Genomic DNA, 14,385 nt, shown 5'->3' with positions numbered 1-14,385 from the left:
GACAATACTAAATTTTCTCAACAATGAGGAAAATGAAAAATGATTTCAAAAAAGTGTCATTACCTGTGAGGGGCGGATACCTTACCTCTTAACGATACAAGGAGACGGACATGAGCTTTCAAAACCCGGTTTTTATCCCCGGCCCGACCAACATGCCCGAGCAGCTTCGCAAGGCTGTCGACATGCCGACGCTGGATCACCGCTCGCCACTGTTCGGGCAAATCCTTCGTCCGGCACTGGCGGGCGTGAAAAAGGTTCTGAAAAGCGAAACCGCCGAGATTTTCATCTTCCCCTCCACCGGCACCGGCGGTTGGGAAACCGCCCTGACCAACACGCTGAGCGCGGGCGACAAAGTTCTCGCTGCGCGAAACGGCATGTTCTCCCATCGCTGGATCGACATGTGCCAACGTCACAGCCTCAATGTGCAGATCGTTGAAACGCCGTGGGGCGCCGGGCTGCCCGCAGATCGCTATGAAGAAATCCTCACCGCTGACAAACACCACGAAATCAAAGTGGTTCTGGCAACCCACAACGAAACCGCAACTGGCGTGCTCTTTGACATCGCCGCTGTGCGCCGCGCACTTGACGCAGCGGGCCACCCAGCTCTGCTTTTTGTCGATGGCGTAAGCTCGATCGCCTCGATGGATTTCCGCATGGACGAATGGGGCGTTGATATCGCCGTGACCGGCTCGCAAAAGGGCTTCATGCTGCCCGCCGGGCTGGCAATTGTCGGCTTCTCGCCCAAGGCTATGACGGCTGTTGAGACCGCTACGCTACCGCGCACCTTCTTTGACATACGCGACATGGGCAAAGGCTACGCCAATAACGCCTACCCCTACACGCCCTCAGTCGGACTGCTGAACGGGCTGAACGAATCCTGCAAGCTGCTGCTCGACGAAGGGCTGGAGAACGTGTTCGCCCGCCATCATCGCATCGCCGAAGGTGTTCGCGCCGCCGTGCAGGCCTGGGGGCTTGGGCTGTGCGCGCAATCACCAGACCTCTACTCCGACACGGTCAGCGCAATCCGCACGCCCGAAGGGTTCAACGCCACCGATATCGTGACCCATGCTGCCGACGCCTATGGCGTAGCCTTTGGCGTCGGCTTGGGCGAAGTTGCGGGCAAGGTGTTCCGCATCGGCCATCTTGGAAGCTTGACTGATGTCATGACCCTGTCGGGCATCGCCAGCGCCGAAATGTGCATGGCCGATCTCGGCCTCGACATCACCCTTGGGTCCGGTGTCGCCGCCGCACAGGAGTACTACCGCACCAATCGCACCCTCGCGCAGCAAGATGCAGCGTGATGAAGGATATGGCAATGTATATCCCCACATATGACGACATGCTAAACGCGCATGAGCGGATCAAACCGCATATCAATCACACGCCGATCCGCACCTCCGATTACCTCAACGAACTAACCGGCGCGCAGCTCTTCTTCAAATGCGAGAACTTTCAGGAGGCCGGAGCGTTCAAAGTGCGCGGTGCCTCAAACGCCGTGTTCGGACTAAACGATGCACAGGCACAAAAGGGCGTATGCACGCACTCGTCGGGCAATCATGCGCTTTCGCTGTCTTACGCTGCTGGCCGTCGCGGCATCCCGTGCAATGTTGTCATGCCACACACCGCACCCAAGGCCAAAAAAGACGCCGTGCGACGCTATGGTGGCGTAATCACCGAATGCGACCCCTCAACCACGTCGCGCGAGGAAACATTCGCAAAGGTTCAGGCCGCAACCGGGGGCGAATTCGTGCATCCCTACAATGATCCGCGCGTGATCGCCGGGCAAGGAACCTGCGCAAAGGAAATGATTGAGCAAACCGGCGGTCTCAATCTGGTCGTAGCACCCATTGGCGGCGGCGGCATGATCTCGGGAACCTGTCTCACGCTGTCCACACTCGCTCCCGAGACCCGGATCATCGCCGCCGAACCCGAACAGGCCGATGATGCCTATCGCAGCTTCAAAGCCGGGCATATCATCGCCGACGACGCCCCTGAAACCGTGGCCGATGGGCTAAAAGTGCCGCTCAAAGAGTTGACCTGGCATTTCGTCTCCAACCACATCTCGGATATCTTCACCGCATCCGAGCAGGACATCATCGACGCAATGAAACTCACCTGGAAATATCTCCGCATCGTGATGGAGCCTAGCTCGGCCGTGCCACTGGCGACAATCCTCAAGAACTCCGAAACGTTCAAAGGCAAACGTGTCGGCGTCATCATCACCGGCGGCAATGTCGATCTCGACGCCCTGCCTTGGATCAAATGAACGGAGCAACACCAATGACCGCACCAGCCAACCTCGACAATCTGGAAGTCGGCTTTGACGTGCCGGCGCTGCCCGGCATGGATGAGGCCGATATTCAAACCCCCTGCCTCATCCTCGATCTCGACGCGCTCGAGCGTAACATCAAGAAAATGGGCGATTATGCCAAGGCCCACGGCATGCGCCACCGCGCCCATGGCAAGATGCACAAATCAGTGGACGTTCTGAAGCTGCAACAAGAACTGGGCGCCGCCTGTGGCGTGTGCTGTCAGAAGGTGTCAGAGGCCGAAGTGTTCGCCCGCGGCGGTATCAAGGATGTAATGGTCTCCAATCAGGTGACCGACCCAGCCAAGATCGACCGCCTCGCCCGCATGCCCAAACTAGGCGCGCGTATTCTGGTTTGCGTTGACGATCCCGAAAACGTCGCCGCTCTGTCGGCGGCGGCGCAAAAGCACGGCACCGAGCTGGAGGCACTGGTCGAGATCGACTGCGGTGCCGGGCGCTGCGGCGTCAGCACGACCCAGGACGTGGTCAACATCGCCAAGCTGATCGACGCCGCCCCAAACCTGAAATTCGCCGGCATCCAAGCCTATCAAGGCGCGATGCAGCACCTTGATCTCTACGCGGATCGCAAGACCAAGATCGACGCCGCCATCGCCCAAGTCGCCGATGCGGTTCAGGGGCTGAAAAGCAATGGTCTAGTGTGCGATATCGTCGGCGGTGGCGGAACCGGTTCCTATTATTTTGAAAGCACATCGAACGTCTACAACGAGCTTCAGTGCGGCTCTTATGCCTTCATGGACGCCGATTATGGCCGCATCCTCGACGAAACCGGCAAGCGTATCGACGATGGCGAATGGGAAAACGCCTTGTTCGTCCTGACCAGCGTGATGAGCCATTCCAAAGCCGACAAAGCCATCGTCGACGCAGGTCTCAAGGCCCAGTCGGTCGATTCCGGCCTGCCGGTTGTCTATGGCCGCACAGATGTCGAATATCTCAAATGTTCGGATGAACATGGCGTCGTCTCGGACCCAAACGGCGCGCTCAAGGTCAACGACAAACTCAAACTCGTGCCGGGTCATTGCGACCCGACCTGCAACGTCCACGATTGGTATGTCGGCGTGCGTAATGGCAAGGTCGAAACCCTCTGGCCGGTCTCTGCGCGTGGCAAGGCATATTAACCCCCGCCAACTTTTTCAGAATTGAGACGCCAATGTATATCGTTCCCGAACAGGCCATCGCCGGGCTGATCACGCGCCAAGACAGTTTTGACGCTGTGCAGCAGGTGTTTGCCTCGATGGCTCAACGCACCGCCTACAACTTCCCGGTCATTCGCGAAGCGATCGGCCATGCCGACGCGCTTTACGGTTTCAAATCCGGCTTTGACCGGGCGGCGCTCGATCTCGGCCTCAAATCCGGCGGCTATTGGCCCGGCAACGCCGAAAAGGGGCTGACAAACCACCAGTCGACGATTTTTCTGTTCGATGCCGATACCGGCAAATGTCGCGCCGTTGTGGGCGGCAACTTGTTGACCGCTCTGCGCACAGCGGCGGCCGCAGCGGTATCAGTCGCCCATTTGGCACGACCGGATGCAAAAGTGCTCGGCATTATCGGCGCTGGGCATCAGGCAGGTTTTCAGCTTCAGGCAATTGCCGAACAACGCCCCTTTGAGAAAATCGTCGCCTGGAACCGCACACCGGAAAAGCTGACCGTCTTGGAAAAACTGGCCAGCGACCTCAACCTACCGTTTGAGAGCGTCAGCCTCGACGATTTCGGTGCGCAGGCGGATGTGATCATCTCAATCATCTCCAGCCAATCTGCAGTCCTCAAACATGCTCAGGTCAAACCCGGCACGCACATCGCTTGCATGGGCACCGACACCAAAGGCAAGCAAGAGGTCGAATCCGCGCTCGTCGCGCGCGCCACTGTGTTTACCGACGAAATCGCGCAATCCATCAGCATCGGAGAAGCCCAGCATGCCATTGCCAATGGCTCGCTCAACGCGTCCGCGATTACCGAACTCGGCGCGGTCATCAACGGCGATCACGCTGGCCGTAGCTCCGACGACGAAATCACGCTGTTTGACGGCACCGGCGTTGGCCTGCAAGATCTCGCGGTTGCCTCCAAAGTGGTCGATCTCGCTATCGAACGAGGCGTTGCCATAAGCGTCGACTTCTGAGGTCGCTCACCTCTCGCGCCGGTCGCCACGCACACCATCCTCGGCGTAATGTTCAGCGCATTTCAAAAACAGCATCAGAAATCTGTGGATGTTGCGGCCCGCCTGCACCTTAATGGAGACTCCTGCGATCATTGATGCAGGCAAGAGTACCAAAAGGCTTGAGAGGGAGAAAAGCATGACATCGGACAACGGCAATACCGACAAACGCCAGGAAGCATTGAACTATCACGCCTTTCCCAAGCCCGGTAAGCTTGAAATCCGCGCCACCAAGCCGATGACCACTGGCCGCGATCTTTCCAACGCCTATAGCCCCGGCGTGGCCGAAGCCTGTATGGAAATCGCCCGAAACCCCGTTGACGCCGCACTCTATACCGCCAAAAGCAATCTCGTCGCGGTCATCACCAATGGCACCGCCGTTCTGGGGCTGGGAAATATCGGCGCACAGGCCTCCAAACCGGTGATGGAAGGCAAGGCCGTGTTGTTCAAAAAGTTCGCCGGAATTGACTGCTTCGATATCGAAGTCAATGAGGCCGACCCCGAGAAACTGGCCGAAATCATCTCCAAGCTCGAGCCGACCTTTGGAGCGATCAACCTCGAAGACATCAAGGCGCCCGAATGTTTTCTCGTCGAAAAACTCTGCCGCGAAAAAATGAACATCCCGGTGTTTCATGATGACCAGCACGGCACTGCCATCGTTGCCTCTGCTGCGGCCTACAACGCCCTGATCGTCGCCAAGAAGAAGGTGGAAGACATCAAGGTCGTCGCCCTTGGCGCGGGCGCTGCCGGTATCGCCTGCCTGAAAATGCTCATGGTCATGGGGGTTCAACCCGAAAACATCACCATGCTCGACAGCAAAGGCGTAGTTCATACAGGTCGCAACGATCTCAACTCCGAAAAACGGGAATTTGCGCGCGACACAAACAAGCGCACCACGATCGAAGCGATGGAGGGCGCCGATCTGTTCCTTGGCGTTTCCGGCCCGGGCCTTCTGACCAAGGAAATGGTCGGCAAAATGGCCAAAGACCCGATCATCTTCGCACTGGCCAACCCTACGCCCGAAATCATGCCGGAAGAGGCCCGCGAAGCCGCCCCCGGCGCTTTGATCGCAACCGGCCGCTCGGATTATCCCAATCAGGTCAACAACGTGCTCTGTTTCCCCTTCATCTTCCGCGGCGCGCTCGATGCGGGCGCGACCGAGATAAACGATGAGATGAAACTCGCCTGCGTTGTCGCCATCGCCGGTCTGGCGCGCGAAACCACATCAGCCGAAGTTGGCGTCGCCTATCGCGGAGAGAAACTGACCTTCGGGGCGGACTACCTGATTCCCAAGCCGTTTGATCCCCGCCTGCTACCAACAATCGCAACCGCGGTAGCGCGCGCAGCAATCGAATCCGGCGTCGCAACCCGCTCGCTCGATCTCGATGAATACCGCACCGGGTTACAAGGCGAGGTGTTCAAATCCTATTCCATCATGCGCCGCGTATTTGATGCCGCCCGCGCCACCAAACGCCGGATCGTCTTTGCCGAAGGCGAACAGGAGCGCGTTCTGCGCGCCGCACAAACCATCGTGGAAGACGGCATCGACACGCCTATCCTGATTGGCCGCCCCGAAGTAATCGAAGCCCGCCTCGAGCGCGAGGGGCTGAAAATCCGCCCCGGCATTGATTTCGAACTGGTGAACCCGGAGAACGATGCGCGCTACCGCGACTATTGGTCGACCTATCATGAAATCATGGCCCGCAAGGGTGTTACGCCCGATCTAGCCAAGGCCATCATGCGCACGAATACCACCGCAATCGCCGCCGTCATGGTGCATCGCGGCGAAGCTGACAGCATGATATGCGGCACCTTTGGCGAATATCGCTGGCATCTCAACTACGCAACTCAGGTTCTCGCCAATAACGACCTGCACCCGATCGGCGCCCTGTCGCTGATGGTCCTCGATCCGGGGCCATTGTTCATAGCCGACACGCATGTGAACATCACACCTGACGCCAACCAATTGGCCGAGGTTGTCGTTGCATCGGCCCGCCATGTGCGCCGCTTTGGAATTACACCGCGCATTGCCCTCTGCTCGGGTTCACAATTCGGAAATCTTGATAGCGCCTCGGGCCGGGTCATGCGTGGCGCACTCGAGATCCTCGACGCTGAAAACCACGATTTCGAATACGAAGGCGAAATGCACACTGATGCGGCGCTCGACCCTGACCTGCGCGAGCGCCTGTTTCCCGGTGGTCGCCTGACGGGCAAGGCAAACGTTCTGATCTATGCAAACTCAGACGCGGCGGGGGCCACGCGCAATATTCTCAAATCCGTGGCTGGCGGTCTCGAAGTCGGCCCCATCATCATGGGTATGGGCAACCGCGTTCACATCGTTACCCCGGCAATCACGGTGCGCGGGCTTCTCAACATCGCCGCTCTGGCCGGGTCAGCCGTGGCCAGCTACGGCTAAACCACCGCCCCCTCCGGCGTTGACTTGCTGATGTCAGCGCGCAATGTTGCGCGCTGACTTACACACCCTGACAATACAAGGATGCCCCCATGATTGACCGCATGCACACCGGACAGCGGATGAGCAAAATCGTTCGCCACAACGGCGTTGTCTATCTCTGCGGCCAGGTCGGCGCAGGTGATACCGTTGCCGATCAGACCCGAGATTGCCTCGCCCAGGTCGACGCCCTCCTGAAAGAAGCCGGAACCGACAATCACCACATGCTTCAAGCCGAAATCTGGCTTAGGGATATGGCTGATTTTGCTGAGATGAATGAAGTTTGGGACGCTTGGGTTCCCGAAGGCCACGCTCCCACCCGCGCCTGCGGCGAAGCTCGCCTGGCCACCGATGCCCTGAAGGTGGAAATCATCATCACCGCCGCAATGCCCGAAACCTGAACGAAACGCCCTGTTTCATCTTGCCATAAATATCCCCGCGCGGAGCGCTCCGCGCGGGCGGGCGCGTGCAATCTTCGAAGATCACACGCCGAGCGTTTCATCGCTTGTCTTGGCAATCACTTCGACGAGCGTTCCAACTCTGCCAAAATCTCGCCCGTATGCGCGCCACGCTCCGGCCCGAGCGCTGGCGTCCACTCCGACTGACCCGCAAACCGTGGCGCGGGGGCGGCCTGCAATACGCCCTCCGCCTCTCCCCAAGCGTGCCTGGCGCTATTCATATCATGCGCGTGCGCTTCATCGGGCGACAAAACCGGCGCAACACAGGCATCCGTTCCAAGGAAAAGCGCGGTCCAGTCCTCCCGCGTCCGGCTGGCAAAAATCTCGCTCAACCGGTCCGTCGCTTTTGCCCAACTTCTTGAATCATACTGCGTCGCGAAATCCGCATCCTCTCCCAGCCCCAGAAGCTCAAGAAAAGTCGCGTAGAACTTCGCTTCAAGACACTGCACCGACATCCAGCCGCCATCTGCGGTGCGATAGGTCCGACTCCAATGCGGCCCATCTAGCATCCCCTGCCCACGCGCTTCGGGAAAGCCACCGTTCTGGCGCAACGCCATCAACAGGTTCATCATATGCGCCGAACCATCATAGATCGCCGCGTCCACCACCGTGCCTTGACCGGTGGCGCGCGCATTCATGATCCCCGCCAACATACCCACTACGAGATAGAGCGCCCCGCCACCAATATCTCCCACAAGGGTCGGCGGAGTCACCGGCGCCGCGTCCGGCGTGCTGGCATACCAAAGCGCGCCGGACAGCGAGATGTAATTCAGGTCATGCCCCGCCGCATGGCTCAGCGGCCCCTCTTGCCCCCAGCCCGTCATCCGGCCAAAGACCAGCTTGCGATTGATCGCGTGGCACGCCTCAGGCCCTATGCCGAGCTTTTCCATGACACCCGGTCGAAATCCTTCGATCAACCCGTCGGCGCCCGCCACCAGCTTGTTGAAAACCTCGCGGTCGCCCGCATCCTTCAGGTCCAACTCGATCGAGCGCTTGCCCCGATCCAGCACCGATCGCTCCGGCACAACCGGCGCTGGGTTGCCACCCTTGCGGTGCACCACGATCACATCCGCGCCCAGATCGGCCAGTGTCATTGCAGCAAATGGCCCAGGGCCAAGCCCCTCAACCTCAACGATGCGAACACCCTTCAACATGGGCATACCCCCGAAAAATTAAGTCCAACTCCCCGGGGCGTGCCGAGGCATCGCCATCAAATCAGAAATTCAATGAAATGTCCCGGTGCTTTGCACTGCATGCGGCCATATATAGCGCCTGTTCGCGACTAAGCCGATCCTGCATACGAATACCCAGAGTACCGCGAATGCCTTCAAGATAAACTTCCAATTCCGGCTGCAACACGGCGGCCTGTGCACGCCAGACCTTCTGCTCCTCATATTCGGCCAGGGCGTTGTCAAAGTCCTCAAGCGCCTTCTCGCGATCAAACTTTTTCGCCCGCATCGAACGGCGCGCCTTGCCCAGCGCAGACTTTACATCGCCTGCGCCTGCCACATCGCTGAACTTGTCTTCCAGCGCCTTAACCGTGTCTTCGGCGTTGGCGTCGTCTTCCGGCACCGTGCGGATATAGTCGCCCATGACGATCAAGTCCTGCTCCAACGCTGCAAACGCCTCATTGGCAGCCAATACTGAAACCACCTCGTTCGCTGCTTCCCAAGCCTGTCCGGATTCGCGCCGATAGGTGTTGCGCGCCTTCTGCTCGGCGTCGGTTAACTCGGCGAAAACCTTGTGGACTTCCTCCCATCTCTCCGGGATTTCCTGCGCCTTGCGCTCTGCCTCAGCAAGTAGTTGCTCGCGTCTGGCCTCAAGCCGCGCACGCCGCTCGGCCTGAGCCTCCTCGCGCATACGACCGGTAAGGACGCGCAACTCATCAGCTTCTTCCTCAAGCTTGCGGATTTCCTTTTCCACCGCCCGGACCTGAATTTGCAGCGGACGGTATTCTTCTGCCGCGGCATTCACGGCTTTCTCCGCGCCAAACGCTGTTTGCAGGCTGGCCAGCGCCAATTCGCCACTTTCAATCCCCTTGGTCAGATCCCCACCAAGCGACTTGGGCAAAACCGACAGGTCCAGCGTCTTGGCCGTGGCAATCACCTGCACCGGACCGCCGCCTTGCGCCAGAATGCCGCCGGTATATTCCTCGATGCAGTATTGCAGCTTGGGGTTCCGCGGCGGTGGTGCGGTCTCTGACAGAAAGGACACCCGGTTCGGCAAATAGTTCACCAACGGCGGATAAAGCCCGACAATCGCCAACGCCACCAATTGCAACGAGATGAACGCGATAACGCCCTTGTACATCTGCGTCGTCTTCACGCTCTGCGGTGCCACCCCGCGCAGATAGAATAGCGCAAAACCGAATGGTGGCGTTAGAAAGCTGGTCTGAATGTTGAGACCGATCATTACGCCCAGCCACACAGCGGTGATATTGGCGCTCGGATCGGCCAGAAGGATTGGCGCGACGATCGGCACGACCACCACGGCAATCTCGATGAAATCGAGGAAAAACCCAAGCAGGAAGATCACCAGCATCACGATAAGAAACTGGGTCCAGAATCCGCCCGGCAGGCTGTTGAGAAACTCGCGAACCAGATCCTCACCGCCAAAGGCGCGGAACGCCGCAGTCAGCATCGCCGCACCGAGCAGGATGATGAAAACCAGCGATGTCGTCTTCGCCGTTTCCAGCATCACGCCCTGCATGGTGTTCTCGATCCTGAGAACCCGCATCCCGCTCCAGATCAGCGAAACCAGAATGGCAACCGATGCGAACAGACCCAACCAGATGCCAAACCAATCCTCGGGCGTATCAGCAGATTTCAGGTTCATCTCATAATTCGAAAGCGCAAATGCCATCAAGCCAAGCGCCGCCATCGCCATCAACGCGGGCACATAGGTCAAACGCCCGCCACCTTGGTTGAGCCGATAGCCCGCCATGATCAACGCGCCCGCCGCACCAATCGCGCCGGCCTGGTTGACCGTGGCAACCCCGGTGATGATCGAGCCCAGAACGAGGAAGATCAGCGTCAAAGGCGGGATCAGCGTCAACGCGACCTGCCCCCAGAACCCCTTGTCAAAACCGCCCTTGGTATGCACCGCAGGGGCGGCCTTGGGATTGATCATCGCATAGATCAAAATATACGCCATATAGATCAGGACCAGCAGAATGCCCGGCACGAATGCGCCCAGAAACATCTCGCCCGCACTGGTCGAGGCAACATCGAACTCCGACGGCATACTGATCTCGCCGGTCGACAGCTTGTGCAGCGCCTTGCGCGCGGTGCTGGCCTGATCGGTGGCGCTGGCCAACTGGTCCGCCAGAATAATCAGGACAATCGAGGGCGGAATGATTTGCCCTAACGTGCCGCTTGCGGCAATCGTGCCCGTAGCCAGACTCTGAGAATAATTGTTGCGCAGCATGGCAGGCAGCGAAATCAACCCCATCGCCACAACCGTCGCACCCACGATCCCGGTCGTCGCCGCCAAAAGCGCGCCTACAAAGACCACCGAAATGCCCAATCCACCCGGCACTGGCCCAAACAGCCGCGCCATGGTCACAAGCAAATCTTCGGCGATCTTTGAACGCTGAAGCATGATGCCCATAAAGATGAACAACGGGATGGCGATCAGCGTATCTCGTTCAACCTCCCAATAGACCCCTCGAAGGTTGGTCACGCCGGCCGATAGCCATTGTTGCGGTCCACCCGAATGGAAATAGGCGTCGGTCGATCCCGCAAAGAGATACCCGGCGCCGGCGGCGGCTCCAATAGTGATGATGGCAGCACCCGGCAGCGCGAAAGCCACCGGATAACCAGAGCCAAGCGCGAACGCCATGATCAGGATCAGCAGGGCGAGGAAATATAGTTCCATGGTTCCGTTATCTCTCTCAGTGGCCTGTCGGGGTCACTGTGCGTTGCCCCGGCTGGTCGCGCCAATTGGCGACGGATTCTAGGAAAAAACTGATGAACTGGATCAGCATCGTGGCGGCAAAAATGCCCAGAAAGGCGGCCATCTGATATTTGATGAACATACCCGTTGCGCCCGATTGCGTGATTTCAAAGTTCGCCACCGGGCTGTTGATGATGGATTGTTTACCATTGAAGCCGATGTAGATGATCACCCAGGCCGTCGACATTCCCAGAAAGATCGAGCCCCAGGCGTTCACGAATCCGCGTTTGGACGCACCGAACCCGGCGTAAAGTACATCCACCCTGACGTGCCCGTCATCAAACAGGGTGTAGGCCGAAGCAAACAGGAACAGCGCCGCATACCAATAGCGCACCAGATCGCCCATCAGCGCCTGCTCATAAGAAAACCCGAAACGCGACAGAACAATGAGGAGCTCGGCCGCAACGATCATCAGCGCCAGCCATTGAAATCCCAACGTGCGCGTGAACATCGCCAAAACAATCGCCACACCGATCAGAGGAATATGAATGTTTGGCGCAACGAACTGCACCCGCCCCAGATCCTTGACCATCTGTTCGCTGAAAAACGGATCCAACAGGCTCTCGACCCGCAGGACCGCGATGGTGGCATCCACGACGCCCACCAAAAGCACGCTCCAGAAACAGACCCGGATCAAGTAGCAATTGAACTTGTGAATCTGCATCGAATCCCAACGCAAGGCCCGGCGCGGCGTCATCAATACAAACCCCGCCGCCAGCAAGAAGCACACCGCGTAAATCACCACCGGAACAAGCCCCAACGATCCCGCAGTTCCCGCGAAATAGTCTCTCAAGCTCGGCGCGCCCCAGCCGACGATCAATACATTATTGATCAGAAACGCGGCCAGAGCGGCCAACATTCCCCAACCGAATAGCCGTACAATCGGCGCCGGATCGCCCTCTTTTCGAAGTCCCGGTGCCTTAACTGCGGATCTCATGGAGTCCTCCGTCCCTGCCGGTGCCAATCAGCACGCGCCGCCTCTATCCTTTTGCATCTGAATACAGAACGAGCGGGGCCAAACGCGCAGCCCCGCTCGAATGTGTTCACACGCGGACTCAGGTCAGACCCAGCACACGGTTACGCTGGTTGAGGAAGGTGCCTTCAAAGGCAGCCAACGTCCCGCCGATCTCTTTCAGCTTCGCCTGGAAGCTTTCATCGATCTTGGCCGCAAGAGGCGAATGCGCCCGGACGTCTTCAAAGACTTCGGCTGCCGCATCACCGAATGCGTCCCAGATATCGTCGTTGAAAGCACGAACCTGAACACCGTGATCATTGACCAGCTTGGTCATGTATTCACCGTTCTTCGCCCAAGCTTCCGAATGCGACAAAAGCTGCTCTTCGTATGAGCAGGCCGTGAGGATCGCCTGTTCGGTACTCGAGAGCGATTCCCACCATTCCTTGTTCATGCCAAGAGCGAGACCGCCACCTGGCTCATGCATACCGCCGGTATAGTAGTATTTGGCCGCTTCATAGAACTTCATGAAGTAATCATTATAGGCGCCAACCCACTCGGTTGCTTCGATCGAACCAGAAACAAGGTTTTCATAGATCTGGCCACCCGGCAGCGACACGGTCGAGGCGCCCATCTTGGTCAGAACCTGACCACCAAGGCCCGGCATACGCATCTTCAGGCCCTTGAAGTCATCCGGGCTTTCCATTTCCTTGTTGAACCAGCCGCCCGCCTGGGTTCCGGTCGAGCCGCACATCAAAGCTTTCAGACCATATTCGCCCGACAGCTCGTCCCAAAGCTCCTGACCACCGCCAAATGCAATCCATGCTTGCCATTCCTGGGTCGACATTCCGAACGGAACCGAGGTGAAATAGTTGAAACCGGGGTGCTTGCCGCCCCAATAATAATCAGCGCCGATATAGGCTTGGCTGTTGCCGCTGGCCACTTCGTCAAACGAGTCAAACGCACCAACACGCTCGCCCGCGGCAAAGTACTCAACGTTGAACGCGCCATCAGACACCTGTGCAATTCGCGCTGCAAGGCGTTGGGCCGACACCCCCAAGCCAGGGAAATCCCGTGGCCATGTCGACACGATGGTCATCTGCTTGCCACCTTGCGCGAGCGCAGGCGTCGCCAATGCGGCGGCACCGGCACCAAGTGCGGCACCCTTCAAAAATTTACGACGTTCCATATCGTATCCTCCCAGACACATTTTTTGTTTTTTCGCGACAAAGGCCAAATCTGGCCCGCGTCGTGGCAGCAATTAGTAAGCACGTCTTTATTTTATATAAAGCGCTTTTTTGGCATTCTGGTAAGTTTTCCTTACCAGGACCCGGCTATCTCAACGCCTGGTAAGGCTGGCTGCCCGGAATTTTTTTCCAGCAAAATTCGTATCTTATGACCTGCCCCCCCCTGTCGGGATTAGCAAGTGTTCCGTCACTCTAGGGAAAGTGAGCGCAGGTGTTGACTTAGCGTAAGCCTCGCGTTGCCGCTCAGGCGTCCTGCTCTGACTGTCTCGGATCAGCCATCGGTTGCCCGGCAAAGGCCCAATTCAGCTGGTCTTTGGTTTCGACCGCGCAATCGCGCAGCCCCCGCAGCCGGTTCAGCGCATGTAACTTGTCTTCGCCGCTTTCCACCATCAGCCGCAGCGCCACCATACCCGAGCGCCCGCAACCACCCTTGCAATGCACGATAACCCGTCCGCCACCTCTTAGGGCTTGTAGAACGCTCTGGCTCACCGCTGGCCAGCGCGCCTCGATCTCGCTCCCGGGCCCACCAAAATCCGGCACCGGAAGATGATGCCACCGGCTGCCCATAGCCTGAATGTCCCAGCTGAAATTCTCCGCGCCGACCGTGACCATCTCCTCCTTGGTCGTCATCGAAATGACGATGCCAGGCTGCCATTCGTGAAACACCTCCAGATCACCGCGATAATCTCCGCCGCGACCGGGAAGCGAGGCCAGCGCAAGCGTGCCGCCCGCCACGGGCAAGGCATAGATCACCAGACCCGACATGCGCACGCGCCTCCCGACCATTCAAACCAATCCAACCCTATAACTCTCACATCGCCCCCTCCCCCAAGGAAACGCCACA

11 protein-coding genes are annotated in these 14,385 nt (G+C 58.5%); 6 read left to right on the top strand and 5 right to left on the bottom strand.

Features of this window, described 5'->3' with window-relative positions; genetic code table 11:
• Positions 1 to 110 precede the first annotated feature (110 nt).
• From LZG00_12835 to LZG00_12810, 6 genes are all read left to right on the top strand, one after another.
• On the top strand, positions 111 to 1,301 hold the full coding sequence (locus tag LZG00_12835) for an aminotransferase class V-fold PLP-dependent enzyme (protein MCF3594884.1): 1,191 nt from the start codon (positions 111 to 113) through the stop codon (positions 1,299 to 1,301).
• Positions 1,301 to 2,266: a pyridoxal-phosphate dependent enzyme gene (locus LZG00_12830; GenBank protein MCF3594883.1), complete on the top strand. Its 966-nt coding sequence runs from the start codon at positions 1,301 to 1,303 to the stop codon at positions 2,264 to 2,266. The genes LZG00_12835 and LZG00_12830 overlap by 1 nt, the downstream gene beginning before the upstream one ends.
• Positions 2,267 to 2,280: 14 nt before the next feature.
• Positions 2,281 to 3,444: a DSD1 family PLP-dependent enzyme gene (locus LZG00_12825; GenBank protein MCF3594882.1), complete on the top strand. Its 1,164-nt coding sequence runs from the start codon at positions 2,281 to 2,283 to the stop codon at positions 3,442 to 3,444.
• A gap of 32 nt (positions 3,445 to 3,476) precedes the next feature.
• Complete coding sequence (locus LZG00_12820) at positions 3,477 to 4,442, top strand: ornithine cyclodeaminase family protein (GenBank protein MCF3594881.1); 966 nt, start codon at positions 3,477 to 3,479, stop codon at positions 4,440 to 4,442.
• Between the two features lie 175 nt (positions 4,443 to 4,617).
• Entirely contained in the window at positions 4,618 to 6,894 is a 2,277-nt protein-coding gene (locus tag LZG00_12815; GenBank protein ID MCF3594880.1) for an NADP-dependent malic enzyme, read from the top strand.
• Positions 6,895 to 6,983: 89 nt separating this feature from the next.
• Positions 6,984 to 7,331, top strand: coding sequence for a RidA family protein (locus LZG00_12810; protein ID MCF3594879.1), 348 nt, complete (start codon positions 6,984 to 6,986; stop codon positions 7,329 to 7,331).
• A 116-nt stretch (positions 7,332 to 7,447) separates the two neighbouring features.
• On the opposite strand, the gene LZG00_12805 is transcribed toward LZG00_12810, so the two are convergent.
• The 5 genes from LZG00_12805 to LZG00_12785 all read right to left on the bottom strand — a co-directional run bounded on the left by LZG00_12805 (position 7,448) and on the right by LZG00_12785 (position 14,306).
• The gene (locus tag LZG00_12805) at positions 7,448 to 8,542 is read right to left on the bottom strand and encodes a CoA transferase (protein ID MCF3594878.1); all 1,095 of its coding nucleotides are present in this window, start codon (positions 8,540 to 8,542) and stop codon (positions 7,448 to 7,450) included.
• A gap of 61 nt (positions 8,543 to 8,603) precedes the next feature.
• Positions 8,604 to 11,264, bottom strand: coding sequence for a TRAP transporter large permease subunit (locus LZG00_12800; protein MCF3594877.1), 2,661 nt, complete (start codon positions 11,262 to 11,264; stop codon positions 8,604 to 8,606).
• Between the two features lie 16 nt (positions 11,265 to 11,280).
• Positions 11,281 to 12,279, bottom strand: coding sequence for a TRAP transporter small permease subunit (locus tag LZG00_12795; protein ID MCF3594876.1), 999 nt, complete (start codon positions 12,277 to 12,279; stop codon positions 11,281 to 11,283).
• Positions 12,280 to 12,397: 118 nt separating this feature from the next.
• Positions 12,398 to 13,483: a TRAP transporter substrate-binding protein gene (locus LZG00_12790; GenBank protein MCF3594875.1), complete on the bottom strand. Its 1,086-nt coding sequence runs from the start codon at positions 13,481 to 13,483 to the stop codon at positions 12,398 to 12,400.
• 301 nt (positions 13,484 to 13,784) lie between these two features.
• Positions 13,785 to 14,306, bottom strand: a complete 522-nt coding sequence (locus tag LZG00_12785) for a protein phosphatase (GenBank protein ID MCF3594874.1) — start codon at positions 14,304 to 14,306, stop codon at positions 13,785 to 13,787.
• Positions 14,307 to 14,385 lie beyond the last annotated feature (79 nt).

The sequence above is a fragment of the Rhodobacteraceae bacterium LMO-JJ12 genome, from assembly GCA_021555075.1.
Lineage (GTDB): Bacteria > Pseudomonadota > Alphaproteobacteria > Rhodobacterales > Rhodobacteraceae > JAKGBX01.
This window is presented reverse-complemented; position numbering and strand designations above follow the sequence as displayed.

Bases quoted from the DNA above. Each gene is read 5' to 3' on its own strand.
- LZG00_12805 (MCF3594878.1), bottom strand. From the start codon at position 8,542: ATGTTGAAGGGTGTTCGCATCGTTGAGGTTGAGGGGCTTGGCCCTGGG.
- LZG00_12795 (MCF3594876.1), bottom strand. From the start codon at position 12,279: ATGAGATCCGCAGTTAAGGCACCGGGACTTCGAAAAGAGGGCGATCCG.
- LZG00_12820 (MCF3594881.1), top strand. From the start codon at position 3,477: ATGTATATCGTTCCCGAACAGGCCATCGCCGGGCTGATCACGCGCCAA.
- LZG00_12830 (MCF3594883.1), top strand. From the start codon at position 1,301: ATGAAGGATATGGCAATGTATATCCCCACATATGACGACATGCTAAAC.
- LZG00_12835 (MCF3594884.1), top strand. From the start codon at position 111: ATGAGCTTTCAAAACCCGGTTTTTATCCCCGGCCCGACCAACATGCCC.
- LZG00_12800 (MCF3594877.1), bottom strand. From the start codon at position 11,264: ATGGAACTATATTTCCTCGCCCTGCTGATCCTGATCATGGCGTTCGCG.
- LZG00_12825 (MCF3594882.1), top strand. From the start codon at position 2,281: ATGACCGCACCAGCCAACCTCGACAATCTGGAAGTCGGCTTTGACGTG.
- LZG00_12810 (MCF3594879.1), top strand. From the start codon at position 6,984: ATGATTGACCGCATGCACACCGGACAGCGGATGAGCAAAATCGTTCGC.
- LZG00_12785 (MCF3594874.1), bottom strand. From the start codon at position 14,306: ATGTCGGGTCTGGTGATCTATGCCTTGCCCGTGGCGGGCGGCACGCTT.
- LZG00_12815 (MCF3594880.1), top strand. From the start codon at position 4,618: ATGACATCGGACAACGGCAATACCGACAAACGCCAGGAAGCATTGAAC.
- LZG00_12790 (MCF3594875.1), bottom strand. From the start codon at position 13,483: ATGGAACGTCGTAAATTTTTGAAGGGTGCCGCACTTGGTGCCGGTGCC.